General features: G+C 50.7%; 22 protein-coding genes. 4 read left to right on the forward strand and 18 right to left on the reverse strand.

The window, feature by feature from the left end:
- Nucleotides 1-144 precede the first annotated feature (144 nt).
- From murC to mraZ, 10 genes are all read right to left on the reverse strand, one after another.
- Nucleotides 145-1,551 (reverse strand): UDP-N-acetylmuramate--L-alanine ligase, encoded by a 1,407-nt coding sequence (murC, locus tag EFB08_RS07590; RefSeq protein WP_123126331.1) that lies wholly within the window; start codon nt 1,549-1,551, stop codon nt 145-147.
- Nucleotides 1,548-2,654 (reverse strand): undecaprenyldiphospho-muramoylpentapeptide beta-N-acetylglucosaminyltransferase, encoded by a 1,107-nt coding sequence (murG, locus tag EFB08_RS07595; RefSeq protein WP_123126332.1) that lies wholly within the window; start codon nt 2,652-2,654, stop codon nt 1,548-1,550. Before murG ends, murC begins: the two co-directional genes overlap by 4 nt.
- Nucleotides 2,647-3,813 (reverse strand): FtsW/RodA/SpoVE family cell cycle protein, encoded by a 1,167-nt coding sequence (locus EFB08_RS07600; RefSeq protein WP_123126333.1) that lies wholly within the window; start codon nt 3,811-3,813, stop codon nt 2,647-2,649. Before EFB08_RS07600 ends, murG begins: the two co-directional genes overlap by 8 nt.
- Nucleotides 3,810-5,159: a UDP-N-acetylmuramoyl-L-alanine--D-glutamate ligase gene (murD, locus tag EFB08_RS07605; protein ID WP_123126334.1), complete on the reverse strand. Its 1,350-nt coding sequence runs from the start codon at nt 5,157-5,159 to the stop codon at nt 3,810-3,812. The genes EFB08_RS07600 and murD overlap by 4 nt, the downstream gene beginning before the upstream one ends.
- A 59-nt stretch (nt 5,160-5,218) precedes the next feature.
- Entirely contained in the window at nt 5,219-6,436 is a 1,218-nt protein-coding gene (gene mraY, locus EFB08_RS07610) for a phospho-N-acetylmuramoyl-pentapeptide-transferase (RefSeq protein ID WP_123126335.1), read from the reverse strand.
- A gap of 72 nt (nt 6,437-6,508) precedes the next feature.
- Entirely contained in the window at nt 6,509-7,972 is a 1,464-nt protein-coding gene (locus tag EFB08_RS07615; protein WP_123126336.1) for a UDP-N-acetylmuramoyl-L-alanyl-D-glutamate--2,6-diaminopimelate ligase, read from the reverse strand.
- A complete protein-coding gene (locus EFB08_RS07620; RefSeq protein WP_123126337.1) occupies nt 7,911-10,064 on the reverse strand; it encodes a penicillin-binding protein in 2,154 nt (717 codons plus the stop codon). The genes EFB08_RS07615 and EFB08_RS07620 overlap by 62 nt, the downstream gene beginning before the upstream one ends.
- The gene (locus tag EFB08_RS07625) at nt 10,054-10,494 is read right to left on the reverse strand and encodes an FtsL-like putative cell division protein (RefSeq protein ID WP_123126338.1); all 441 of its coding nucleotides are present in this window, start codon (nt 10,492-10,494) and stop codon (nt 10,054-10,056) included. The genes EFB08_RS07620 and EFB08_RS07625 overlap by 11 nt, the downstream gene beginning before the upstream one ends.
- 39 nt (nt 10,495-10,533) lie before the next feature.
- On the reverse strand, nt 10,534-11,460 hold the full coding sequence (gene rsmH, locus EFB08_RS07630) for a 16S rRNA (cytosine(1402)-N(4))-methyltransferase RsmH (protein ID WP_123126339.1): 927 nt from the start codon (nt 11,458-11,460) through the stop codon (nt 10,534-10,536).
- A 6-nt stretch (nt 11,461-11,466) separates the two neighbouring features.
- The gene (gene mraZ / locus EFB08_RS07635; RefSeq protein WP_123126340.1) at nt 11,467-11,934 is read right to left on the reverse strand and encodes a division/cell wall cluster transcriptional repressor MraZ; all 468 of its coding nucleotides are present in this window, start codon (nt 11,932-11,934) and stop codon (nt 11,467-11,469) included.
- A 434-nt stretch (nt 11,935-12,368) separates the two neighbouring features.
- On the opposite strand from mraZ, the gene EFB08_RS07640 reads away from it, so the two are divergent.
- The 4 genes from EFB08_RS07640 (at nt 12,369) to EFB08_RS07655 (ending at nt 17,593) form a co-directional block, all read left to right on the forward strand.
- Nucleotides 12,369-12,698: a hypothetical protein gene (locus EFB08_RS07640; protein ID WP_165864827.1), complete on the forward strand. Its 330-nt coding sequence runs from the start codon at nt 12,369-12,371 to the stop codon at nt 12,696-12,698.
- An 83-nt stretch (nt 12,699-12,781) separates the two neighbouring features.
- Entirely contained in the window at nt 12,782-15,004 is a 2,223-nt protein-coding gene (locus tag EFB08_RS07645; RefSeq protein WP_123126342.1) for a TonB-dependent receptor, read from the forward strand.
- Nucleotides 15,005-15,147: 143 nt separating this feature from the next.
- Nucleotides 15,148-15,498, forward strand: coding sequence for a heavy-metal-associated domain-containing protein (locus EFB08_RS07650; RefSeq protein ID WP_123126343.1), 351 nt, complete (start codon nt 15,148-15,150; stop codon nt 15,496-15,498).
- A 220-nt stretch (nt 15,499-15,718) separates the two neighbouring features.
- On the forward strand, nt 15,719-17,593 hold the full coding sequence (locus EFB08_RS07655; protein ID WP_123126344.1) for a M1 family metallopeptidase: 1,875 nt from the start codon (nt 15,719-15,721) through the stop codon (nt 17,591-17,593).
- A 276-nt stretch (nt 17,594-17,869) separates the two neighbouring features.
- Here EFB08_RS07655 and EFB08_RS07660 read toward each other — a convergent pair whose 3' ends face one another.
- The 8 genes from EFB08_RS07660 to EFB08_RS07695 all read right to left on the reverse strand — a co-directional run bounded on the left by EFB08_RS07660 (nt 17,870) and on the right by EFB08_RS07695 (nt 25,339).
- A complete protein-coding gene (locus EFB08_RS07660; protein ID WP_123126345.1) occupies nt 17,870-18,574 on the reverse strand; it encodes a fatty acid desaturase in 705 nt (234 codons plus the stop codon).
- 153 nt (nt 18,575-18,727) lie between these two features.
- Complete coding sequence (locus tag EFB08_RS07665; RefSeq protein WP_123126346.1) at nt 18,728-19,573, reverse strand: 4-hydroxy-3-methylbut-2-enyl diphosphate reductase; 846 nt, start codon at nt 19,571-19,573, stop codon at nt 18,728-18,730.
- A gap of 271 nt (nt 19,574-19,844) precedes the next feature.
- Entirely contained in the window at nt 19,845-20,375 is a 531-nt protein-coding gene (locus EFB08_RS07670; RefSeq protein WP_123126347.1) for a hypothetical protein, read from the reverse strand.
- A complete protein-coding gene (locus tag EFB08_RS07675; protein ID WP_227006252.1) occupies nt 20,375-21,229 on the reverse strand; it encodes a phytoene/squalene synthase family protein in 855 nt (284 codons plus the stop codon). Before EFB08_RS07675 ends, EFB08_RS07670 begins: the two co-directional genes overlap by 1 nt.
- Nucleotides 21,226-22,731, reverse strand: coding sequence for a phytoene desaturase family protein (locus EFB08_RS07680; protein ID WP_123126349.1), 1,506 nt, complete (start codon nt 22,729-22,731; stop codon nt 21,226-21,228). The genes EFB08_RS07675 and EFB08_RS07680 overlap by 4 nt, the downstream gene beginning before the upstream one ends.
- A 160-nt stretch (nt 22,732-22,891) precedes the next feature.
- Nucleotides 22,892-23,407: an RNA polymerase sigma factor gene (locus EFB08_RS07685; protein WP_123126350.1), complete on the reverse strand. Its 516-nt coding sequence runs from the start codon at nt 23,405-23,407 to the stop codon at nt 22,892-22,894.
- 556 nt (nt 23,408-23,963) lie between these two features.
- Entirely contained in the window at nt 23,964-24,860 is an 897-nt protein-coding gene (locus EFB08_RS07690; RefSeq protein ID WP_123126351.1) for a MerR family transcriptional regulator, read from the reverse strand.
- Nucleotides 24,861-24,889: 29 nt separating this feature from the next.
- A complete protein-coding gene (locus EFB08_RS07695; RefSeq protein ID WP_123126352.1) occupies nt 24,890-25,339 on the reverse strand; it encodes a sterol desaturase family protein in 450 nt (149 codons plus the stop codon).
- Between the last annotated feature and the right edge of the window lie 22 nt (nt 25,340-25,361).

Below are 25,361 nucleotides of genomic sequence, written 5' to 3' on the forward strand. Positions count from 1 at the left end.
CTAAGAAAGTAATTGTTATACTCATTATCAATTTTAATATTAACTTTTTTACATATTTTTCCCTCTTGTCTTGCCTTAGAAAAACCTGCCAAAAAAACAAATCCCCCCATGCAAAATACCGCAAATAGAAGCGCTTTAACCTTTCTATTCCAATACATGGTCCATTTCCTCCAGTAATCGTTTGATCTCGGGCACCAGGGTATCTATATCTCCGGCACCCACGGTAGCCAACACATTATAATCCAAATCTTTAGCCAATAGCTCCAAGGCTTCCTTTTTAGTCAAAAGGAGCTTGTCTGCGGTAAGCTGTTCAAACAACAGAGCCGATGTCACGCCGGGAATAGGTATTTCCCGGGCAGGATAAATATCCAAGAGCCATACCTCATCCGCGAGGCTCAAGCTTCGGGCAAATCCTTCTAAAAAGTCGCGGGTGCGAGTAAATAAGTGGGGTTGAAAAATTACCCTCAGCCGCTGCCCCGGATACAACGCCCTTACCGATTGAAGGAACGCCTCTATCTCTCTGGGGTGGTGAGCATAATCGTCTAAATATACTCTTTTTTCTGACGAATATACTTTTTCGAACCGCCTTTTTACGCCCGTGTATTCTGAAAATCCCGCTATAATTTTTTCTGCGGAAACTCCCAACAGGGAAACTGCCTGAGCGGCCGCCAAAGCATTCTCCACGTTATGAAAACCGGGCACCTGCAAAGCAGTCTGGGGCAGCAGTAAGTTCCTTCCCTCAGCCGAAAATTTCATGGTACCATTGGAAATTTTCACGTCTATAGCACGTAACTCCTCATCCTCAAGACCATACCGAATCACGGTCACCGAAGAATCTACCGCCTCGGCCAGGCTTTGGTCAGCGGTATGGTTGAGCAACAGGTAGCCGTTGGGTTTGATTTGCCGCACAAACTGCCGGAACGACTCTACCAAGGCCTCTTTCTGCCCATAAATATCCAAATGGTCTGGGTCAGTGGAGGTGACAATGGCAATATCTGGGTGCAGGGTCAGGAACGAGCGATCGTACTCATCAGCCTCTACCACGCACAAGGCCCGCTCTTCCTCTTGGTTGGGAAGCAGCAGGTTTGACCCAAGATCAGTTGAAATACCCCCTAAAAAGGCGGAGGTGGAAACCCCGGCATGGTGCAACAAGTGCGCCACCATAGAGGATGTCGTCGTTTTGCCGTGCGTTCCGGCCACAGCCACCAGGTATTGGTCGTGAGTGAGGAGCCCCAGCACCTGGGAGCGCTTCATGAGGGTGAACCCCTCGCGTTCCAGGTATTGACGCTCAGCGTGAGAAACCGGAACAGCCGGGGTCAAAACCACCAGCGTTTCGGGCTTGTTTTCCCGAAAAGAGGCCGGAATCAGCTGCACATCATCCTCAAAATGGATGGTTGCTCCCTCCTCTTCCAGTTTTTGAGTAAGCGGCGTGGGAGTCTTGTCGTAACCGGCCACGGTAAAGCCCTTGGCCAGAAACCAACGGGCGATAGCGCTCATGCCAATTCCCCCGATGCCCAGAAAATAGATATGCCGGTATTGATGTAGGTTCATGAGGCCAGTTTCAAAAGTTCCTGAACAATGGTTTCAGTCGCCTGCGGTTTCGCCAATTTAGCGATGTTGTCGCGCAAGGTTTGCTGTTGGGCAGGGTTGGCGGCCAACGCGAAAGCAGCATCCCACAATTTTTGAGAGGCTTCAAAGTCTTTTACCAGTACCGCGGCGTCTTTTTGCACCAAGGCCATGGCGTTTTTGGTCTGGTGGTCTTCGGCCACATTGGGCGAAGGCACCAGAATAGACGGTTTTTTGGCTAGGCAAAGCTCAGAGATAGACAATGCCCCGGCGCGGGAAATCACCACATCAGCGGCGGCATACGCCAAATCCATTCGTTTGATGAAATCACTGGCCTTGATCTGGTCTGCCGGATACTCCTTGGCCGAAGCCTCGGCTGTAGGGAAGTATGCTTTCCCGGTTTGCCAAATGAGGTTATAACCCGCTTGTTGGATTTTCTGCAGGGCTTTCTCGGTGCTCTGGTTCAGGGTACGCGCGCCCAGGCTTCCTCCTATCACCAAAAAAGTCAACCGGTCTGGGTTCAATCCGAAGTACTGCATGGCTTCAGCCCGTTTTCCTTCTAATTCGGTGATATCACGCCGAACTGGGTTTCCGGTCAGCACGATTTTAGCACTAGGGAAATATTTATACATGCTGTCATAGGCCACGCAGACTTTGTCTACTTTATTGGCCAGCAGCTTATTAGTGATACCCGCGTGAGAATTCTGCTCCTGAATTAGGGATGGAATATTCATTTTGGTAGCGGCATACAGCAACGGGCCACTCGCGTAACCACCTACCCCTACCACTGCATCTGGCTTGAAGTCTTTGATGATTTTGTAGGCCTTCCGGATGCTGGAAATCACCTTCAAGGGAAAAGAAAGGTTGTCTACCGTCAGGCGGCGTTGCAGCCCGCTGATCCAGAGACCAATGATTTTATAACCGGCCTCGGGCACCCGCGTCATCTCCATGCGGCCCTGGGCACCCACAAACAGGATCTCAGCCGATGGGTGCAGCCTCTTGATCTCATTCGCGATGGCCACGGCCGGATAGATATGCCCGCCCGTGCCCCCGCCGCTAATGATGAATCTGTATTGTTTCTCAGGCATGCGTCAACACATTTGCGGGTTTGTTGGTCGTGGGTGCGGCGGCCAGTTTGGCTTCATGCTCGCTACGGCTCACACTCAGGATAATCCCGATGGAAATTCCGGTGAAGATTAGGGAGGTTCCCCCCATACTCAGGAGCGGCAGTGGCAGACCGGTAATCGGGCCCAACCCCACAGCTACGCCCATGTTCACCATGGCCTGAATGACCAGACTAAAGCTGATCCCCGCCGAAAGTAACCCGCCGAAGGCCCCCAAACTGTTGGTCACCGCCATCATGCCCCGGTACAGGAAGGCCAGGTACAGGAAGAGAATCACAGCGCCTCCTAGCATGCCGTATTCCTCGATGATGATGGCGTAAATAAAGTCTGAGTAGGGGTGCGGAAGCACGTTTCGTTGGTCTGAGTTTCCGGGCCCTTTTCCCAAAACCCCGCCCGTAGCAATGGCAATGTAGGACTGCTCTAACTGGAAGACGGTCTGGTCTTCGTCCATGAAGTTCCTGATCCGGCTCATGGCAGTATCGGCTCGCTGCCCAAACACTATCCCGATGCCTCCGAACAGAACACCAATCGCAATCATAGTCATGATGGATTTCATAGGAATCCGGCCGATGAACATCAAAAGAAGGCAGGTCAGAAACAGGAGCAAGCCGGTGGAAATGTTACTCATCGCGATCAAACCGCAAATTGTACCGCTCCATAAAAACAACGGAATCAAGGTTTGCTTGGAATCAATGTCCATCTGGCGCTTGCTCAAGATGCTGGCCAGGTAAGAGATCAAGGCTAGTTTGGCTAAATCCGAAGGCTGGAACGTCTGGTTGATCACCGGAATGGTGAGCCAGCGCGAAGCCTCGTTGATGTTGGAGCCTTTCAGGTAGGTATAGATCAGCAACGGCACCGAGAAAATCAGTGCCAGCAAGCTCAACTTAGCGTAGTAACGGTAGTTGATTTTATGCGCAAGCCACACAAAGGCTAACCCGATGAAAATTAAGCTAGAATGCTTGAAAAGGTAATATTCGGTGTTGCCGCCCATCTTTTTGTACGCCAGCGTACCGGTAGCTGAGTACACTACGGCAATACTGATGAGCCCGAAAGTCAGGACGATTCCCCACAGAATCGGGTCGCCTTTGAGGTTATCGCGAAGCCAGTTTTTGACAGGGGTCATGCTACGGTATTTTTAAGGGTGGCAACCGCGGCAGCAAACGCACGACCCCGGTGTTCGTAATTATTGAAAAGGTCAAAGCTGGCACAGGCCGGGGAAAGAAGGACTACGTCACCCGCTTCGGCAAAGTCCTTGGCCAGTTGAACCGCTTCGTTCACATCACGGGTTTCCACTATTTTAAGGCCGGTTCCTGAAAAAGCGGCTAAAAGCTTGCTGTTATCTACTCCTAAGCACACAATGGCTTTCACTTTCTCCTGCACCAAAGGCAGCAGCGGAGTGTAATCGTTGCCTTTGTCGGTGCCGCCCACCACCCATACAATGGGCTGCTGCATTCCGTCCAGGGCATACCACACCGCTTCCACGTTGGTGGCCTTGGAATCATTTATGAACCGGACGCCGTCTACCTCACCCACTGGCTGCAACCGGTGGTCAGCATTCTGGAAGGTGCCCAAAGCTTCCTCAATTTGCGCAGGCGAAATGCCTACCAACAGCGCTGTGCCAACAGCCGCCATGGTGTTGTATTGGTTGTGCTGCCCAATCAAAGGAGATTTGGAGGTGTCTACTTTCGCGCTGATTTGTGCAAAAGAGGCTTGAATCGCCTGATCTTGGTATTGAATAGCCAAGCCTTCTGAACCTTTCAAACCGAAAGGCACCAGCATTCCCGGCACATCGTGGGCAGCGTGGTATTTCTGGATTTCGGCGTCATCCTGGTTAAAGAGGAAGTACTCAGCCGAGGTCATGTTCTGCGCAATGCGGAACTTAGCGGCTGCGTATTTCTCCATCTGGTACTCGTAACGGTCAAGGTGGTCTGGGGTGATGTTCAGCAGAATCCCGATGTGGGCTTTGAAGCCGTACATGTTGTCTAGTTGGAAACTGCTCAGCTCCACCACGTAGTAATCGTATTCACCTTCCAGCACTTTCCCGGCCAGGCTCTCGCCCACGTTTCCGGCCAAGGCTACTTTCAAACCAGCGCTCTTCAGCAAATGGTAAGTTAAAAGTGTGGTAGTGGTTTTGCCGTTGGTGCCCGTGATGCAGATGAACTTGCCAGTGGCATATCTTCCGGCAAACTCAATCTCAGAGATGATGGGAATGTTTCTTTCCAGCGCACCCTGAATAACCAGGGCTTTGTCTGGAATGCCTGGGCTTTTGATGATTTCTACGGCCGCATAGATCTGCTCCAGCGTATGGGTTCCTTCCTCAAAAGGAATTTGTGCCTGGGTTAGCTGCGCCCGGTACTTTTCTGCAATAGAACCGCGGTCTGAGACGAACACGTCAAAGCCCTTGGCTTGTGCCAACAAGGCTGCTCCTACGCCGCTCTCCCCTGCTCCTAGTATGGCTATTTTTTGCATTCTATCTTTTATTTAATAGTGTTCTGCGCTTGTTTTCTGAAAAGAGGCTGAAAATCTGCTTACCGCAACTTCAAGGTCACCAAGGTTAAAATGGCCAGCATGATGCCTACCGTCCAGAACCGGGAAACAATCTTAGATTCATGGTAGCCCAGTTTCTGGTAGTGGTGGTGCAGCGGTGACATCTTGAAGATGCGTCTACCCTCGCCGTATTTCTTTTTGGTATATTTGAAGTAGCTCACCTGCATCATCACCGAAAGGTTCTCCACCAGGAAGATGCCGCACAGGATAGGGATTAAGAGCTCTTTTCTTAATATCAGGGCCAAAACAGCGATGATGCCGCCAATGGACAGGGAACCGGTATCGCCCATGAACACTTGGGCTGGGTACGAGTTGTACCACAGGAAACCCACACAGGCTCCCACGAAGGCGGTACAGAAAATCACCAACTCGCCCGTGTTGGGGATGTACATGATGTCAAAGTAATCGGCGAACACCGAGTTACCAGACACCCAGGCGAACACGGCCAGCGTGGTCCCGATAATCGCGGAAGTTCCCGCGGCCAGTCCGTCAATTCCGTCGGTGATGTTCGCACCGTTAGACACGGCCGTGATGATGATAATCACCAGTGGGATGTACAGGAACCGAGCGTATGACCCCAGCAACGGACTCGCGAAGCTGAAGAAATTATGGTAATCCAGTTCGTTGTTCTTGGTGAAAGGCACCGTAGTAATCATCTGCCGAACATCCCGGAAAGAATTGGAGAAATCAATAGCCGTCATTCCTTTGGAGGTAATGTACTGGCGAACCACCACATCTTCAGAGAAGAACAGCGTTAAGCCCACAATCAACCCCAAGCCGATTTGGCCTAGAATCTTAAAACGACCCGCTAAACCTTCTTTGTTCTTGCGGAAAACTTTAATGTAGTCATCCAGAAACCCAATGGCGCCTAACCACACGGTAGAAACCAGCATCAGGAGAATGTACACGTTGTCCAGGCGGGCAAAAAGCAGGGTGGGCAACAGAATGGCCAATATGATGATGAGACCACCCATGGTAGGCGTTCCTCTTTTCTCCAATTGCCCTTCTAAGCCCAAATCGCGGATAGACTCGCCCACTTGCTTGCGATGCAGCAATCGAATGAGGCGCCCCCCGAAAATCATGGCAATCAATAGTGACACCAGCGCAGCCAATCCGGCCCTAAACGAGATATAGCGCATCACGCCCGCCCCGTAGAAGTCAAATTGCCTGTCCAGAAAGTCAAAAAGGTAATAAAGCATCTTTTCTTATTTTCAAAAGAAGGAAGGTCTCGCCCGCACTCCTTTGGTCAATGTCTGTTTTTGGTTTTGCTTCTATTTCTGAAGCAAGGCGAAGGATTCCTGCAGCACCTGCTTGTCATCGAAAGGCGAACGAACCCCTTTCACCTCCTGGTATGTCTCGTGCCCTTTGCCCGCTACCAGAATGATGTCATCAGCCTCGGCCAAAAGCACTGCTGTTTTGATAGCCTCCCGGCGGTCCACCACGGAAAGCGACTTCTTCAAATCGGTGGGTTTTACCCCGGCCTGCATCTGGTTCAGGATTTCCTGCGGGTCTTCATCCCGGGGGTTATCAGAGGTCAGAATGACGCGGTCACTCATTTTAGCGGCAATGTCTGCCATGACCGGGCGCTTGGCGGCATCGCGGTTTCCGCCACAACCCACAATCGTGATCACCTTCTGCTCCGGCTTCCGGATTTGCTGAATGGTTTGCAGCACGTTTTCCAGGGCATCTGGCGTATGGGCGTAATCCACAATACCCGTAATCTGGCCGGCAGAAACCACGTAGTCAAATCGGCCCGCGGCCGAAGTCAGGTTAGACAGACTGGCCAGTACTTCCTGCTTGTCTTCGCCCAGCAAAGTGGCGGCGCCGTACACAGCCAGCAGGTTATAGGCGTTGAACGTGCCAATCAACCGGAACCAAACCTCCTGCCCTTCCAGCTCCAGTTGCAAGCCTTGGATAGAGTTGTCCAACAGACGGGCTTTGAAATCAGCTTCCTTGCGGAGGGCGTAGGTGTACTTAGTGGCTTTGGTGTTCTGCAGCATCACCATGGCGCGCTTGTCATCTGAGTTAACCAGCGCGAAGGCCTTTTTATCCAAGTTGTCGAAAAACAGCTTCTTGGCCCGGATGTACTCGTCAAAAGTGCCGTGGTAGTCCAGGTGGTCATGGGTGATGTTGGTGAACACGGCTCCGGCGAACTGAACGCCTGTCACGCGGTGCTGCACCAAGGCATGCGAACTCACTTCCATGAACGCATGAGTGCAACCGGCTTTCACCATCTGCGCGAGCAAACCTTGCAGCGTGATAGCGTCTGGGGTGGTGTGCGAAGCCGGGATGACCGTCTCATTAATCTGGTTCTGCACCGTTGAAAGCAAACCGGCATTGTAGCCCAAGTCACGGTACAGTTTATGAAGCAAGGTTACGCAGGTGGTTTTGCCGTTGGTGCCGGTGACGCCTACCAGTTTCAGTTTTCGGGAAGGATTGTCGTAGAACTCGGCGGCTACGTAGCCCATTGCCTCCGCGGCATTAGGTACCTGCACAAAGGTCACGTGCTCCGGGGTGTTTTGAGGCAGTTCTTCGCAAAATACGGCAGAAACGCCCTGCTGCACGGCAGCATTTATAAAATCATGGCCATCGCGGAGCGTACCCCGGATAGCAAAGAAACCCACGCCTGGTCCTGCCTGGCGGGAATCCATTGTTAACGCAGAAAGCTCGGGGTTAGTAGGCCCGAGCAATTGCGGTGACTGGAGTACCTGTAGCAGGTTTTCTAGTTGCGCCATGTTTAGTAAGTGTAATGGTAATGGTTGTTCCTTTGGCCACGGGTTGCCCCGGCGGAATACTTTGGCTTTCTACCCTTCCCAGCCCTATGGCCCGTACCTTGATGCCGTGGTTCCCCAATAGGTAAAGGGCATCGCGGAGGGTCATGTCAGTGACATCGGGCACCTGGCCCATTTTCACCGGCACTGGTTTCAAAGCGACTGATTGTTTTTGGGTATCTACCCGCACCCAATCTTCCTCAGGGCTCAGCGGGTGGGCGCTCACGCCTAGTTTGTTGCAAAGGATAGTCAACTCCTCCTGGTTTCCGGCGTGCAATACAGGCAGTTTAGGTTGAACTCCCACCGGACGGCGCACCATTGGGGCATGAATAGCTAAATCCTGGGCGTAGGCTTTGTCGGCTAGCTCGCGGAAAACCGGGGCCGCCACGTCACCTCCGTATTGGGCACCCTTTTGCGGGCTGTCAATGATGACAATACAGCTGTACTTCGGTCTATCGGCCGGGAAGTAGCCTACAAAAGAGGTAGAGTATTTTCTGGTGTATTTCCCGTTGATTACTTTCCGGGCGGTTCCGGTTTTACCAGCTACCTTGTAGTCTTCGCTCTTCAGGTTTTTGGCCGTTCCGTTCTCCACCACGCCTTCCATCATCTGCCGCAACTGCACCAAGGTCTGGTCTGAGCAGATTTTCGGGTTCAGGACCTTGGTCTCAAAAGACTCCAGAATATGGTCAGCGCGTTTAATGCTTTTCACAATCATGGGCTGCACTTTCACGCCATTGTTCGCCACCGCATTGTAAAACGCCAGCGTCTGCAACGGGGAGATTTTCAGCTCATACCCAATGGCCATGGTAGAAAGCGACGGACGGCTCCAGCTAGGGCTTTTTGGCGACTTGATGTAAGGCACAGCCTCGCCGTTCATCTGGAAGCCCAGCGGTTGGTGCAACCCGAATTTGTGCAGGTAATCCACGTACTTCTGCGGGTTGCTCTCAAAGGTCTGCTGAATAAGCTTGGCTACCCCGATATTGGACGATTTTTCGAAAACCTGCTGTAAACTGATTTTACCGTTTCCATGAGTATCTGTTTTCACGGCTCCGCCGATGCGCTCAGATCCGTTTCCGGTATCTACCGTGTCGGTGAGTTCCATGTCAGTCTCTTCCAATAAGGCCATCATGGAAGCCAGTTTGAAGGTAGAACCCGGCTCGGTGCGTCCCTGGTTACCCACTGCGTAGTTGTAATCCTCGGTGTATACGCCTTCGCTCTGGCGGCCCAAATTAGCGATGGCTTTTATGTGCCCGGTGCCTACCTCCATCAGAATCACACAGCCGTGCGCAGCGTCATTCAGCGTTAAGGCCCGATTTAGAGCGTTCTCAGCTACGTCTTGCAGGTTGATGTCAATGGTGGTCTGGATGTCAAAACCAGGCATTGGCTTCACCTCGGTTCCGTCATTGATGGGCTTGTTACCGCCGGCCATACGTTCATACAGCGCTTCGCCGTCTTTTCCGGCTAAATGGCGGTTAAACGAGAACTCCAGACCAGCGCCATTGCGGTCTTCGTTGATGAACCCGATAGTCCGTTTGGCCAAGGACCCGAACGGCAGGAAGCGGCGGTCCAGTTTTTCAAAAATCACCCCACCCCTGTTTTTACCAGCCCTGAAAATCGGCCACTTGGCCATCATCTTCTTGTCCTGGTAATTAATGAGGCGGCCGTTCAGGCGCACGTACTTGCGGTCGGCGCTGCGGGCGTTCTTGATTTTCTGCTTGTAATAAGACGGAGAACGGTCCCCATAGAAACGGGACAGTTGAATAGCCAACGAGTCAATCCCCTTGGCGAAAACATCATCTGGGGAAATGGTTGGGTCAAAGGCTACGCGGTAAAACGGCAAAGAGGTAGCCATGATGCGGTCATCATTGGAGTAGATGTTGCCGCGGGTGGCGTACACCGGCTGGTAATGGAAGCGCTTCTCATTGGCAATTTCGCGCCAACGATCCCCGTCCTTGAACTGGATGTACCCAACTTTGTAAATAATCGCGAACGCGAAAAGACAGATAGCCAAAAAGGCCACCCGCACTCGCGTAACGATGGACCTCTTAATATTCATCTTTCTTCAGAACTACTTGAATGGGTGGGGTAGAACTTTCCATCAGGCCAAGGGGCGCCACGTTGCGGGCCACCTCAGACTGCTTGCTGGCTTCCATGTAATCAGATTTCAGCGTAGTATAGTCGGCGCGCAAGTCTTCTGTTTCGGCTTTGGTTTTGTCAATGCGGCGGAGCGTGCGGTCAGCGTAGTGGGTGTTCCCAATGTAAAACAAGGTCACGGCCATCAGGAAAAGCACTTTGGGCAAGTACCTAACGGGCAGACCTTCGGCGAAGAACCAGTCTACTTTGGTGTAGCGGTCTAACAGTTCAAACAAACTGGTGCCCTTCTGGCGCGGCGGGCGGGCCGGACGTGGTTTCTCTACCTTAGGCACTTCCCGCAGGGTGTTTGCCTTCGGCCGATTCACTTGTGGACGTACGGTGTTGACTGCCATAAATTAAATCGTAAAATGTGATGCTTCCCTTCTAACTTTCTACTTCTTCGACGATTCTGGTGTCTCTCTTTTCTGCGCCACCCGCAGCTTGGCACTGCGGGAGCGATTATTTTCCTGCAACTCCTGCGCACCCGGCACAATGGGTTTGCGGGTCACTGAGTCTAGCGGCTTGATTTCATTTCCGAAGAAATCCTTCTCTACCTCTCCAAAGAACTTGCCCTTGGCGATGTAGTTCTTGACCAATCGGTCTTCCAGAGAATGGTAAGAAATCACGGATAACCTTCCGCCGGGCTTTAAAACTTCCACGGCCTGCTCCAGCATCTCCTCCAGGGCTTTCAGTTCATCGTTCACTTCTATGCGAAGCGCCTGAAACACCTGGGCCAGGTACTTATTCTCTTTACCTCTGGGGGTTATGCCGGCGATGGCTTGCTTAAAATCTGCGATGGTTTCAATGGTTTGCACGTTTCTGGCGGAGACAACCTCCCGGGCCAGCGTTTTGGCGTTCTTCACTTCGCCGTATAACCCGAAAATGCGGTGCAGTTGCTCTTCTGAATATTCCATGATAACCTGCTGGGCAGACAAGGGTGCATCCTTATCCATGCGCATGTCCAAGGGGCCGTCAAAACGAGTGGAAAAGCCGCGCTCGGCGGTATTAAATTGGTGAGAGGAAACTCCCAAATCAGCCAGAATGCCATCTACCTGACGCACGCCGTAGAGGCGCAGGTATTTCTTCAGGTAACGGAAGTTGGCTTTGACAAACGTAAATTTATTGGAAATCAGCTTTTCGGCTTGTTTCTCGGCATCGGTATCCTGGTCAAAGGAGTAGAGCTGCCCACCCTGCATCTTTTCCAAGATTTGCGCCGAGTGGCCGCCACCGCCAAAGGTGACGTCTACGTAAATACCGCCGGGCTTAATGGCCAACGCATCTACCGATTCCTGCAACAAAACGGGCTGGTGGTACTGCATAGGCGTTTATTCTATTGGGGGTAAGCTCGGTTGGTCACCGAGGAACTTCTGCGCCAGTTGCGAGAAATTCTCCTGGTCTTTAATTAAAAATGCGTCGTACTTGTCTGGGTTCCAGATTTCCACTCGGTTTCCGAGGCCCACCACAATGGCGTCTTTCTCAATCTCAGCGTACCGTACCATGGTGCGCGGCAAGATGAAACGTCCGGCGGTATCCAGTTCAATCTCGGTGTTTCCCCGGAAGAAGTTCCGCTGGAAATGCCGGTACTCTTCATTGAACTCGTTCAAGCCTGCTACCTTGTCATAAATCGTTTTCCACTCTGATTTTGGGTACAACACCAGGCAAGGCTCAAACCCGCGGGTTAAAACTACCTGGTTTCCGCACTCATCCGGAAGGTTGGATTTGATTTTGGCAGGTAGCACCAATCTTCCCTTCGGGTCTAGCTTACATTCGTATTCGCCGGAGAGGAAGTTCATGGTAGTGGATGCAGTGACGACAGTCTTTGGTACAAAACAAAAGTACTAAAGGGGGAGGCAAAGTCAACCACGGTCTCCCACTTTTTCCCACTTTGTGGATAAATCATGGTTATCCACCCCACTTATGCACATTATCCACATTTTTCCCCGCCACTTTGGGATAAGTTATGGATAACGTTTTCAATATATTTGCTAAATAACACGTGAATACTTACACAACTTATTCATTCATAAATACTTAACTAATTAAACCACCTTTAACGTACTCCCGTAAACACTTGTGGTAAGAAGGTGGAGGAAAGTGGAGCAAAATTCCATATCTTTGCAGTATGAGAGGGAAACTCAGACCAATTGTGCTCTTACTGCTGGCTTTTAGCCTCCTGACAGGTTCTGTTGGGGTGGCGGCGACACAGCGTTTTTGTGCAATGTTGGGCATGGCTCCTTCTCAGGATGCAGCCCAGAAAATGGAGGAGATGGGCTGTTGCACAGCTAAGAAAAAACCCGCCTGTCCCGAGGGAACAACTCAGGTAGACAAGACTCCTTGCTGCTCTGTTTCCACGACCCACCACAAACTGGACGTGCCTTCCACGCTGAAATTCAGCAAGGTGGAGTTTGTGGCGCTTCTACCCGCGCTAACCTCGGTTTTCCTTCTTCCGCCAGTAGCCACGGCTACCGTGGAAGGTTCCTGGCCGTATTACTCTGATACCTCGCCACCTCGGGCGGGCCGAGACCTGCTGCATCATCTGCACATCCTGAACATTTAGGTCTTTCATCTCTTCGCGCCGCCGAAGCCGGTTTTCTGTGCTTCGGCCCCAGAACAGATGTTATACTTAAATGAAACCAACTCATGTTATATTCTAAACGTCAGGTATTTTTAACCTTGACTTTATTAGGGCTCCTGCTCCCCTTTCTGGGAACAGCCCAATCACTTGCCGGCCGTGTAATTGATGCGGCGAACTCCACTCCACTTATAGGTGCTTCCGTTATCTGGTTAGGAACCGATAAAGCGACCAGCACCGATGCCAACGGCCATTTCACGCTTGCTGCGGCTCCTAACGGTGAAACCGCGGTCCTGATTTCCTACATCGGCTACAAACCAGACACGGTACAGGTGCAGGGCCGCCCTCATATAGTAGTGCAGTTGCGGTCTACAACTGCTATTCAGGAAGTGACCATTACCGGCAAGCAAGACCGCTACTCGGCCATGACACCCACCAACTCACAGGTCATTACCGCTAAAGATTTAACCAAATCAGCGTGCTGTAACCTGGCCGAGAGCTTTGAAACGAACGCTTCGGTGGAGGTTTCTACCTCAGATGCCGTTTCCGGCGCGAAGCAGATTCAGATGCTGGGCCTGGACGGTGCTTACACATTGATGACGACTGACAACGTGCCCGCCCTACGCGGTTTGGCCACGCCGTACCGCCTGAACTACTTGTCTGGTACCTACATAGACGCCATTGACATCATCAAAGGCACCGGCTCGGTGTTGAATGGCTATGAGTCTATTTCTGGCCAGGTGAACGTGCGGTTAAAAGACCCTGAGAAAACGGATAGGCTGTTTGTGAACCTTTACGGCAACAGCCTGGCCAAGTGGGATGCCAACGTAAACACCTCGTTCACCCTCACGCCCAAACTGAGCACCGTGCTCATGCTGCACACCGACCAGCTCAGCAACCGGGTAGACAACAACAATGACGGCTTCCTTGACCTTCCCCTGGGCAAGCACTATAACGTGTTCAACAAGTGGAAATTCAATACTGGCAAACAATGGGTAGCTGAAGTTGGAGTTCAGGCGTTGCGCGAAACCAGAGTCGGAGGTCAAGTTGGCTACCGTTCCGGCATGCCGCAGGAAGAAGGAAGCTTCTATGGCACTGAGTCGGAGACGGACCGGTTCAGTGGCTTCTCCAAGACGTCTTACACCTTCAAGAACAAGCCGTACCAGAGCATCGGGTTGATCTTATCTGGTGCCCGGCACGACTTTGACTCGCATTATGGTAGCAGATTCTATAAAGGCTACCAGAACAGCGGCTTGGCGAACCTGATTTTCCAGTCCGCGTTCGGGAACACTGCTCACACCTACAAAACCGGATTGAGCTATCAGTACGAAGACTATTTTGAAAATCTGGCTGGTCAGAGACTGAAACGTCAGGAGCGGGTGCCGGGCGCCTTTTTCGAGTACATTTACCAAAACAGCACCAATCTGACCTTGGTAGGTGGCGTGAGGGCTGACCATCACAACCTATACGGTTGGGTGTACACGCCGCGTTTAAACGTGAAATATGACTTCAACCCAAACTCTATTCTCCGTTTAGCGGCTGGCAAAGGCTTTAGGGTTGCCAACCCCATTGCCGAGAACGTGGCTTCCCTTATCAGCAACCGGGCGTTCTATTTCCAGAGCAACCTGCAGCCGGAGAAAGCCTGGAACCTGGGCGGAAGCTTCACGCAGTACTTTGAGGTGGGCGAGCGTAAGGGTGCCTTCATCACTGATTATTATTACACCACCTTCCAGAACCAGATTGTGCCGGACATGTATAGCAGCCCTTTCCAGGTAGCGTTCACGAACCTGAACGGACGGTCGTTCTCTAAAAGCTTCCAGGCCGAAGTGCAGTATGAGCTCACCTCCATGCTGGACGTGAAAGCGGCCTATAAGTACTTTGACGTGCGCACCACTTACAACGGCGAGTTGCTCCAGCGCCCGTTCATCCCCAACCACCGTGCTTTCCTGAACCTGGGCTTCGCAACGCCTTTTGATAAATGGCGCGCTGATTTAACGGCCCAGTGGTTCGGGAAGAGACTGGTTCCCTCCATGGACCATGACATGAACCAGCACGAAACCTCTATTATAACGCGAACTGTTAGCCCTTACGCGGTGTTTAATGGACAGATTACCCGGGCATTCAAACGTTGGGAAGTGTACGTAGGCGGCGAGAACCTGCTAGATTACAAACAAAAAAAACCGATTATGGCCGCTGACCGACCCTTCAGCCAGGACTTTGATGCCAGCATGGTGTGGGCGCCGGTGATTGGCCGTGTGATTTACGCCGGAATGCGGTTTACTTTGAAGTAATTGCTAATTGTTTGTTCTAAGTACCCAGAAAACAATTAACAATTCACCATCAAGTCCATTTTTGGCCTGATTTTGGTAAAACAACGGATAATCTCCTAAGTAAGAATTTTTGTCTTTTAAATCATAACTCTAAACTATTAACCATGAAAACCCTTAAAATCTGGCTGTTTTCTTTAGTACTTACCGGTTTGGCTACTGTTGGCTTCGCGCAAGGCGGCAAGAAAGGCGAAGAAGTGAAAATCAAAACCTCGGCGGTGTGCGACATGTGCAAAGCCACCCTGGAAAAAGGCTTGGCCTATGAGAAAGGCGTCAACAAAGCCACGCTGGATGTAGAGTCTAAGATTTTAACCGTGTCGTATAACGGAGAGAAAACATCTCTAGATAAAATCAAGAAAGCTGTGAATGAGCTGGGCTACGATGCCGATGACACCAAGGCAGCTTCCCGCGCCTATGACCGTCTGGATGCCTGCTGCAAAAAAGACGCTGTTCACTAAGCATCAATTCCTATAAACAGAAAAGCCTGCCTATATGAGCAGGCTTTTCTGTTTATAGGAATTTCTTCTAATCACTTTTTCAAAGTGGGAAACAAACGCAAGGGAACAGGGTTGTTTTCCTCCTTTTCTAGAGCCTAGTTCTTTCCTTCTATCTGAAAAACACCCTACCTTTAACCGCTCACCAACGATGGCTTGAGTCAAACGCCAAATCATCCACTCCATGAAATCCGCGAAATACCTCCTATTCCTCGCGTTATCCGTTCATAGCACCTTTGCCCTCGCCCAACAGCAACTGCCCATGCCCCGCAACATCGCTGCGGCTTACCAGAAAGGCACCCGCAGCCTGGACGGCTCGCCCGGCAAAAGCTATTGGCAAAATACCGCCGATTATACCATCAAGATTGATTTCGACCCGTTTTCCCGAAAATTGGCCGGAACCGTAGACATTGACTACACTAACAACAGTCCTGATACGCTCAAGCAGATTGTCTTCAAGTTGTACCCAAACTATTACCAAAAAGGAGCTCCCCGGGCCAATACCATAGCGCCCGAAGATGTAAGCGAAGGTGTGCAGATTGAGCGGTTCAGCGTGAACCAGGAAGCTCAGGACGTACAGAAACTCCGCATTGACGCCACCAACCTCACCCTCCGCGTCAAACCCATTCCGCCCAAGCAAAAAGCCAAGTTATCCATCGCCTACCACTACATCCTGAATGCCGGCTCACACATGCGCACCGGGCAGGTAGACTCGCTTGGCGCGGCGTTTGTGGCCTACTTCTTCCCACGCATTGCCGTGTATGACGACGTGGACGGCTGGAACCGTATTCCGTACCTCGGCCCGGCCGAGTTCTACAATGATTTTTGTTCCTTCAACACCGAGATCACCGTCCCTAAGAACTTCGTGGTGTGGGCCACCGGTGATTTGAAAAACGCCTCCCAAGTGCTCTCCAGGAAACACGCCAAGCGCCTGGAAGATGCCGAGAAGAAGGACGCCATCATCGCTATTATTGACAAAAACGACCTGAAGCGCCAGGACATCACCGCCCAAAATGCCCGCAACACCTGGAAATTCTCGGCTGAGAACGTGGTGGATTTTGCGTTCGCCACCTCAGACCATTACCTCTGGAACTCCAGCAGTCTGGTAGTGGACCCTAAGACCAAACGACGCACCCGCGTAGACGTAGCCTATAATCCCGAGCACCACGATTTTGAGGAAGTCATCCACTTCTCCCGCAAAACCGTGGAAGCCATGAGCTATACCTTCCCCAAGTGGCCTTTCCCCTACTCCCACGAGACCGTGTTCGACGGGTTAGACCAGATGGAATACCCCATGATGGTGAACGACAACCCCGTGAAAACCCGCGAAGACGCCATCACCCTCACTGACCACGAAATCTTCCACACCATGTTCCCGTTCTACATGGGCACGAACGAAACCAAGTACGGCTGGATGGACGAAGGCTGGGCTACCATAGGCGAATGGATTATCTCCTCCATCATTGAACCCAAGCTGGTAGATGATTACGGCGTGCTGCCCTACGCCCAAATGGCTGCTACCGAAGCTGACATGCCCATTATGACCTTGACCACGCAACAGAACGGCGCCCCTTTCTTCTTGAACTCCTACCCCAAACCAGCGCTTGGCTACCTCTATGTAAAACAGATGCTGGGTGATGAACTGTTCACCAAGGCCCTGCACCACTACATTGCGCAATGGAACGGCAAACACCCCCTCCCTTGGGACTTCTTCAATGCCATGAACACCGGCGCAGGCCGCAACCTCAACTGGTTCTGGAAACGCTGGTTCTTTGACGAAGGCTACCCAGATCTGGCCATCGGCAACGTGCAGCAACAAGGCGGCCAGTACCAAGTCACCGTAGAGGCCAAAGGCACCAAACCCGTCCCGGTAGAACTGGTAGTCACCTACGCCGATAATAGCACTTCCAACATCACGCGCAACGTGTCTGTCTGGGAAACCGGCAACACCACGGTTCAAGTTGATTTCAAACCTGCCAAAGCCGTAAAGAAACTAGAGTTGAAAGGCACCTATGTACCTGATTCTAATCCCGGCGACAATGTGTATTTGGTGAAGTAAGGCTAAGATTACCTACAACTTCTGTAAGCAACTTCCACATCACCATCAATGCCATCTAAAGGACTTTGTGGGCGAACTAATTAGGCGCTTAACCAACACTACTACCGTTCGCTGACAAGATCTTTCCAAAATGACTAAGAAGAGATGCGGGTCAGTTGTACTTACTAGATTGGATTGGTATGATTATTAAACAAAAAAGCTGCTTAAAGAGACATGTAGTTCCCTTTGAGCAGCTTCCCTTTTTACGCTAATTTTCCTAAAACACGCTTAAAACCACTAACGCCCTTTTACCAACCTATCTTTCTCCTGGTAGAGCTTCCACCAAGGCAGATAAGGTTTATCATGGTGTTCATAGTGGTACCCAAAAAAATAGCAGCTGATAAAGGCCCACAAATGATTACGGTTCTGGGTAGAGGATCTATGCCGATTGTCATGGTCGTGCTCTCCCCGGTGCGGCAGGTACGTCCCGAAGTAGAATAACTGGAAGGTAGCCAGAACTGAGGGGACCATCCAAAACAGGATAATGTTTTCAATAGGGAACCAGAGTTGCAGCAAATGGTAAGTTGCCGCCATGAGCAGGACTTGTACAACGGTTATATATTGCTTCGCGAAACTGAAAAACCAAAGGAAGAAGTTTCCGCCGCGGTAATCGGGGTCTTGGTCAGTGGCTACGTGCTTGTGGTGCAGGTGGTGTTTGGGGTACAGGCGGCCGTAATAATTGTAAGCAAACAAACCGGCGCAAATGGTACCGATGAAGGTATTCAGGTTCTTGTTGCCGGGCGCTACTACCCCGTGCATGGCATCATGGGCAGTAATGAAAAGTCCGGTGTAAAGATGTGTCATCACCAATACTGCCAAATAAGTAAGGGGTGATTTGAAAGAAACATTCCAGTGCAGGAGAAACCAAAGCACACTGAACCATGCCACCAAGATGGCACAGGCAATGATGATTCCGGTATGTTTTTGGAAAACTTGCTTCAAAACAGATGTCTGCTGGTTGTTCTACTTATACGAAGATACCTTGTTTTGCTAATAAAGAGACAAAGAACTAACACGGTATGAAGCCTTCTTAGGAAAGCAATGCGGTTTTAAGGGCACTTTCTACAAATTACCTTCAAAGCACCAGTTCCTTCTCTAAAAAGCCATTAGGGCATTGCGCACTTCTTCCATGAGCCACATAGGCGTGGAAGTGGCCCCACACACCCCAATGGTATTACCGGGCTCAAACCAGTCAGGGTTCAGTTCTTCCACTTTCGAGACGAAGAACGTATTGGGGTTGGTGTCTTTGCAGACCTGGTACAAAACCCGTCCGTTCGAGGATTTGGTACCCGACACAAAAATCACTTTGTCATATTTCTGGGCGAAACGGCGCAGTTCCTTGTCGCGGTTAGAGACTTGCCGACAGATGGTGTCATTGGCATCTACGGAGTAACCGCGCATTTCCAGTTCGTTTTTGATGCGGTAGAAGTTGTCGGTGCTTTTGGTGGTCTGGCTGTAGAGCGTGATGTTCTGGGGCAGCTCATGCCGGAGCAATTCATCCAGGTTTTCAAACACCACTGCTTCGTTGTTGGTCTGGCCCAGCAAACCCAAGACTTCGGCGTGGCCGTGTTTGCCATAGATGAAAATCTGGTCTTTCTTGTCGAAGGAGGTTTTGATGCGGTTCTGAAGTTTTAAAACAACCGGACAGGAGGCATCTATGAGGGTCAAATTGTTTTGCAGGGCGGTCTGGTAGGTAGAAGGCGGCTCGCCGTGGGCCCTAATGAGCACACTTTCATCGCGCAGGGCGCGGAGGGCCTCATAGTTGATAATGCGCAGGCCTTTCTGCTGCAAACGCTCTACCTCCTCATCGTTGTGCACAATGTCTCCCAGGCAATACAGGTAACCCTGTTCCTCCAGTAGGTCCTCGGCCATCTGAATGGCATAGATCACCCCAAAGCAAAAGCCCGAATTTGAATCAATATGTACCTGTAGCTGACGCATATACCCTAAACAAGAACTATCCTGGATTGTTTGCGTGAACCTCTGCTTTTTTACCTTAAAAATACAGAAGTATGATCTGCAGCATTTGCCTTGAATCCTCCGGCGGGATGTGGGAGACCTATTTGTTAAATATAAGCAAATGGGTACCTTTTACCACCACATGCCATATTTTCTTAGTACCTGTTTCAGAAGAAAGGTTTTTGTAAAACAGAACGCCTTTTGTTTTAACACTCTGGGAGTAAAGGACTCTTGAAAGATTCGGTTTATTACCCTAGAGTTCGAGTTTGGCTACTTGTTGTTGTTCCTGCTCGGTGAGCAGATCTTTGCGCAACAGAAAATCACGCATGATTTTGATGGTCTCTGCGGAGATACCGGAGCGCGGGTGGCGTAGAATGGCGTCCATGAAGACTCTCTTGTCATCCTCCAGATGGCTGCTCATGTTCAGGTACCGCGGAATGTAGTTTTCAATGGAGAACCGAAGAAACCGCACCTCGGCATCTTGTTTGTCTAAGGCTACCGCTTGTTCAAAGAACTGGGAAGACTGGCGCAGGTATTTGAGTTTGGCGTAGGGGCTCCAGACGTGCTTGGCCATGATGGCATGCGACACCGCTTTGTACCCCAGTTTAAGGGGATCTTTCCCTTGGTATTTGTTCATGAGGGTGATAAACTTCTCAGCGATCTCCTCATCTTTGGCGGCGGTCTGGTAGTAGTTTAACAGCGAAGCATGCGCGTACGGATCTGCTTTCTGCTGCAGGAAAGCCAGGGAAAAGCAAATAAAAAGTAGCGAAGCGAGAACCTGCATCAGATGGTTTTAAACTGGTACCTAATATACGAACCCAGCAGCAAAGCCAACTTCGTATTGTCAGGCACTCTTACGCGTTCTGCCAAAATTTGGGCGGCCGGAAGCTGCTTAATTTTCTTAAAAAGTTTTAAATAATAGATATATGCCAGGTAAACGCCTAGTTTAGCCCCTTTGGGCAAATCCAGAATCCCTTGGTACGCCTTGTCAAAATCCTGCTGGATATCCAGTTCAATCTCTTCCTTGTCCTTGTTACAGAACGACCGGAAGTCAACTTTAGGGAAGTACACCCGGCCGCGGTCATGGAAATCACTGCGGATGTCTCTCAGGAAATTCACTTTCTGAAAAGCTGCTCCCAGTGAACGGGCCGGAGCTTTCAGCCGATGAAACATCTCCTCATCTCCTTCGCAGAATACCCGCAGGCACATAAGGCCAACTACCTCCGCCGAGCCGTAAATGTATTCGTCATAAAGGTCACAGTTGTACTTCTGATCAGACAGATCCATTTCCATGCTGTGCAGGAAGGCATCAATAAATTCCCGGTCAATGCTGTACTGGTTCACCACCATCTGGAAAGCATGCAGCACCGGGTTCAGACTAATTCCCTCTTCCAGAGCCTGGTACGTTTCCTGCCTGAAACGCTCCAACAGTCCGGCCCGGTCATGGGTGTGGAACGTATCCACGATCTCATCAGCGAAGCGCACAAACCCATAAATGGCGTAAATGGGATCGTGGAACCGAGGGTGCAGGGTTTTGATGCCCAACGTGAAGGACGTGCTGTAGCGTTGCGTAATGAGCTTGCTACATTCCAGCGTGGTGTTGTCAAAAAGAGTCTTAGGCGCTGAAATCATAGTCATAACGTTACGGTGGTTTCCTGCGGGGCAAATTCCTTCATAACCTCAGAAGCCACCACCTGACCAGAAATAAGGGAAGGCGGCACCCCTGGTCCCGGAACGGTTAATTGCCCGGTATAAAACAGGTTGCGTACTTTTTTACTTTTCAGGCTGGGTTTCAGGACCGCCGTCTGCAGCAGGGTGTTGGCCAGGCCATAGGCATTGCCTTTGAAAGCATGGTAATCTTTGATGAAATCCTTATGCGCGTAGCTGCGCTTGTACACTACATGGCTCCTAATCTCCTGACTTGTAATTTTCTCAAGTCGGTCCATCACCAAGTGGTAATAGCGCTCCCTGGTTTCCTCGGTATCCTGTAGATCCGGAGCCACGGGAATCAAGACAAACAGGTTCTCTTTCCCTTGCGGCGCTACAACCGGATCTGTTTTAGACGGTACCGACACGTAGAACAGCGGCTTTTGAGGCCAAGCAGGCTGCGTGTAAATCTCATGGGCATGCGGCCCGAAATCCTCATCAAAAAACAGGTTGTGGTGGCGCAGCCCCTCCAGCTTTTTGTCTACCCCCAGGTAAAAGATCAGGGAAGAAGGCGCCATCACACGGGTGTCCCAGTATTTTTGAGTATAACTACGGAATTCCGGAGGCAGCAGTTTAGTTTCCAGGTGGTGGTAGTCTGAGCCGCCAATGACCACATCGGCTTCGTATTCGCCTTTTGTGGTAATTACTTTGGTTATCTGGCCGTTTTCCAGTTCCAGGCTTTTCACCTCCTCACCCAGTTTTACCTTTACCCCTTGCTCCTCGGCCAGCGTCACCATACCTTCCACAATCTTGTGCATGCCGCCCATGGGGTACCAGGTACCCAGTGCCATATCGGCGTAGTTCATGAGGCTATACAAGGCAGGGGTATTTTGAGGCAGTGCACCCAGAAACAGAATAGGAAACTCCATCAACTGAATCAGCCTAGGGTGTTTAAAGTATTTGCGCACATGCTTGTGCATGGACTGAAAGACATCCAACCGCAGTACATCTACCAATAGCTTTACATCCAGAAACTCTGAGAAAGAACGGCTGGGCTTGTACACTAGATTATGGATGCCCACCTCGTATTTATAGGCCGCCTGTTTCAGGAATGTGCGCAGTTTTTCTGCGGACCCGGGTTCCAGCGACTCAAACAGCGCTTCCAACTCAGGCATGGCGGCAGGAAGTTCCATGGTGTCCTGCTTTCCGTACAAAACCTGGTAAGAGGGGTCAAGGCGTTCTAAGCGGTAATAGTCTGAGGCGGTTTTGCCGAACTTCTGGAAAAACTGCTCAAAAACGTCGGGCATCCAGTACCAGCTTGGACCCATGTCAAAGGTGAACCCCTCGGCCTGGAACACCCGTGCCCTACCGCCAGCTACCTCATTTTTCTCCAGCAAAGTAACCTCATATCCGGCCTGGGCCATACTAGCCGCAGCCGCCAGGCCGGCGAACCCGGCCCCTATGACAATTACTTTCTTTCTGGGTTGCTGCATGTTGATGGCTTAACTTAAAAGGTATTGGAGCTCTCGTGATGAGTAGGTATACTCCAAACTGAGGGATATTGCTGAAACAAGATAATTCTTTTTTGGCCATTATCCAGCCGTGCCCTTTTTCCTGTGTCATTCAAGACAGCGGGAAGAAAGGGCACGGATGTTAATCGGCGTAGGCATATCCTTTGAGTTCCTGCTTCAACTCTTTGCGGGCCAGGTGAATCCGGTTTTTCACTGTACCGATGGGCAGTTTCAGCTTTTCCGAGATTTCCAGGTACTTATAACCTACATAGTACATCATGAATGGAGTACGCAACTCCTCGGGCAGATTGTCAATGGCGGCATAGATATCATTCAAAGCAAATTCCCCCGAGGCCTGGTTCACAGAGATCATGCGGTCATCGGCAGGATGGGTCTGGATGTAGTCTGTGGGATCTACGGAGCTGGAGCGCTTGGTCACCTTGTTGTAGTGGTTGATGAAGGTGTTGCGCATGATGGTGTACAACCAAGCTTTTAAGTTGGTGCCCGCCTTAAACCGATCTCTGTTCACGAAGGCTTTCAGGAGGGTTTCCTGCACTAAATCCTTCGCATCATCACTATCACGGGTCAGGTTGTACGCGGCGGGACGGAGGGTAGGCGCCATGCGCTCTACAACGGAAGTAAATTCTAGTGCAGTCATTTTGTTTAATCTTTAACAACAAACATTAAACAATAATACGCAACTAAAATTTATTTAGCCACATCTTGTTTAATTATTTTTCATTATTATTAAACCAAGCAAACACACCCTCACTAGTATTAACAGAAAGGATAGCTCCTGCCAAATCATTTGGACCAGAAACTCCAATCCATTTCTCAGGACTTTGATATGTCCAAAAGGCTAGGGATATGCTTCTAGGAAGCAATACATACTAGAAAGAGAACCACCCTGGATTTTGCCTACCCTTAAAAAAGGAGAAAAAAATTAGAGGAAGCAGGCATAGAATGGAGACGTACTTTCGCCTCGTTTCAGGAAAACAAGCCTAAAAACTGGCAGTAGGTAACAATCCCGAAAAGGAAGTCGGCTTTACAAAGGAGGAATTACCGGTAGCCGGACAGTAAAAACCTTCTTCTTTTTAGGCCAAACAGAATGAAGGCACTAGCGGAGGAGGTGCGAGAGAATTCTCTTTACATGAATTCACCCTAGTTTTAGGAAAACACCGGGTAAACGGAAATGAAGGGAAGCTACCGCTAACTCAGGCAGGAACCATCCTGAATTGGGAGAGCCACTGTTCAAAAGCATCCAGAGTCTCAAAGTAATGCACCTGCTCAGGTAAGTTCTGCTTCAGGGGCTGGAGAATGTAACCGCTGAGCAGCAATTGGGCGTCGGGGACCTGCTTCCGCAATTGGGCCAGGTACTCTTCTACCTCCTCCCGGGGCGGTGAGGTGGTGTAAGCCGAACAAATATAGTGGGGTTGGTACTGCTGAGCAGCTTTCACCAGGTCTTCGAAAGGCAGGTGCTGCCCCAGGTACAACGTCCGGAAGCCCCAGGCCCTGAATTGAAAATGGCTGTAGAGCAAAGACAACTCGTGCAACTCGCCTTCGGGAAGGTAAAGCAGCACCTTTGGAGTATCTGCCCGCCGGCTCAGGCGTTGCCCGTCAATGGCCACCAGCATCTTTTGCCGGATAAGTTGGCTGATGAAGTGTTCATGGGCGGGGGTGATATTGCCGGTTTGCCAGAGTAACCCAATCTTGGTCAAAAAAGGATAGATGATCTGCTTCACTGAGGCAGGAAACCCCAGTTGCAGTACCGCGCGGCTGAGGACCCGCTCAAACAGACTCTCGTCCAGTTCAACCATGGCTATGATCAACTGGCTCATGAACTGATCCTGGTCCAGATCGCTCTCCGTGACTTTCAGGACCTCACGCGCTACCTGATCTGGGAGAAGCTTCGCAATTTTGGAGATTTTGTACCCTTCCTGGTAGAGCACTGCCACGTTGAGCAGGTTTTTAAGGTCTGCGTCATCATAGTACCGGATATTGGTAGAGGTGCGCTTTGGGGCCAACAGCTGGTATCGCTGTTCCCAAATACGAAGCGTGTGGGCCTTGATGCCCGACAAATGCTCTAACTCTTTAATAGAGTAATGCGCCACAGGAGAGAGTTTAGAAACGGAACGTAAAGTTAACGCTTCCGGGCGATACGAAAGAATTTAGGATGGACCCAAAGCATGCCAAATGACTCTGAGCCGTCTCTGCCTTTGGTTTTATGATGCACTTTGTGCGCTATGTCCAAAGCTCTGAGATAGGTGCTCCTTGTTTTGCCAAACAGCTTCAGCCGTCTATGGATAAACAAGTCATGCACCAGAAAGTAGGCCGCGCCATAGAGCGAAATACCCACCCCCACCCAGAACCGGTAGTCCAGCGTCTCAGTGCCATAGATGAAACACAAGGCGGCAATCACCCCATAGAACGCAAACGAGACATCGTTCAGCTCAAACAGGTGGTTGTGCCGGGTGTGGTGTGATTTGTGGATGCTCCACAAAAAGCCGTGCAACACATATTTGTGCACCGCCCACGCCACCAACTCCATAAAAGCAAAGGTTCCTAATACTATCGCCGCGTTCGTCAGCATACTCTCTCAACCAGATGGTAAG

Origin of the sequence: Rufibacter latericius (assembly GCF_003721515.1) — a bacterium.
Classification (GTDB): Bacteria; Bacteroidota; Bacteroidia; order Cytophagales; family Hymenobacteraceae; genus Nibribacter; species Nibribacter latericius.

Coding starts and splice junctions, on each gene's coding strand:
- murC (WP_123126331.1), bottom strand. CDS start 1,551: ATGAACCTACATCAATACCGGCATATCTATTTTCTGGGCATCGGGGGA.
- murG (WP_123126332.1), bottom strand. CDS start 2,654: ATGCCTGAGAAACAATACAGATTCATCATTAGCGGCGGGGGCACGGGC.
- EFB08_RS07600 (WP_123126333.1), bottom strand. CDS start 3,813: ATGACCCCTGTCAAAAACTGGCTTCGCGATAACCTCAAAGGCGACCCG.
- murD (WP_123126334.1), bottom strand. CDS start 5,159: ATGCAAAAAATAGCCATACTAGGAGCAGGGGAGAGCGGCGTAGGAGCA.
- mraY (WP_123126335.1), bottom strand. CDS start 6,436: ATGCTTTATTACCTTTTTGACTTTCTGGACAGGCAATTTGACTTCTAC.
- EFB08_RS07615 (WP_123126336.1), bottom strand. CDS start 7,972: ATGGCGCAACTAGAAAACCTGCTACAGGTACTCCAGTCACCGCAATTG.
- EFB08_RS07620 (WP_123126337.1), bottom strand. CDS start 10,064: ATGAATATTAAGAGGTCCATCGTTACGCGAGTGCGGGTGGCCTTTTTG.
- EFB08_RS07625 (WP_123126338.1), bottom strand. CDS start 10,494: ATGGCAGTCAACACCGTACGTCCACAAGTGAATCGGCCGAAGGCAAAC.
- rsmH (WP_123126339.1), bottom strand. CDS start 11,460: ATGCAGTACCACCAGCCCGTTTTGTTGCAGGAATCGGTAGATGCGTTG.
- mraZ (WP_123126340.1), bottom strand. CDS start 11,934: ATGAACTTCCTCTCCGGCGAATACGAATGTAAGCTAGACCCGAAGGGA.
- EFB08_RS07640 (WP_165864827.1), top strand. CDS start 12,369: ATGGCTCCTTCTCAGGATGCAGCCCAGAAAATGGAGGAGATGGGCTGT.
- EFB08_RS07645 (WP_123126342.1), top strand. CDS start 12,782: ATGTTATATTCTAAACGTCAGGTATTTTTAACCTTGACTTTATTAGGG.
- EFB08_RS07650 (WP_123126343.1), top strand. CDS start 15,148: ATGAAAACCCTTAAAATCTGGCTGTTTTCTTTAGTACTTACCGGTTTG.
- EFB08_RS07655 (WP_123126344.1), top strand. CDS start 15,719: ATGAAATCCGCGAAATACCTCCTATTCCTCGCGTTATCCGTTCATAGC.
- EFB08_RS07665 (WP_123126346.1), bottom strand. CDS start 19,573: ATGCGTCAGCTACAGGTACATATTGATTCAAATTCGGGCTTTTGCTTT.
- EFB08_RS07670 (WP_123126347.1), bottom strand. CDS start 20,375: ATGCAGGTTCTCGCTTCGCTACTTTTTATTTGCTTTTCCCTGGCTTTC.
- EFB08_RS07675 (WP_227006252.1), bottom strand. CDS start 21,229: ATGACTATGATTTCAGCGCCTAAGACTCTTTTTGACAACACCACGCTG.
- EFB08_RS07680 (WP_123126349.1), bottom strand. CDS start 22,731: ATGCAGCAACCCAGAAAGAAAGTAATTGTCATAGGGGCCGGGTTCGCC.
- EFB08_RS07685 (WP_123126350.1), bottom strand. CDS start 23,407: ATGACTGCACTAGAATTTACTTCCGTTGTAGAGCGCATGGCGCCTACC.
- EFB08_RS07695 (WP_123126352.1), bottom strand. CDS start 25,339: ATGCTGACGAACGCGGCGATAGTATTAGGAACCTTTGCTTTTATGGAG.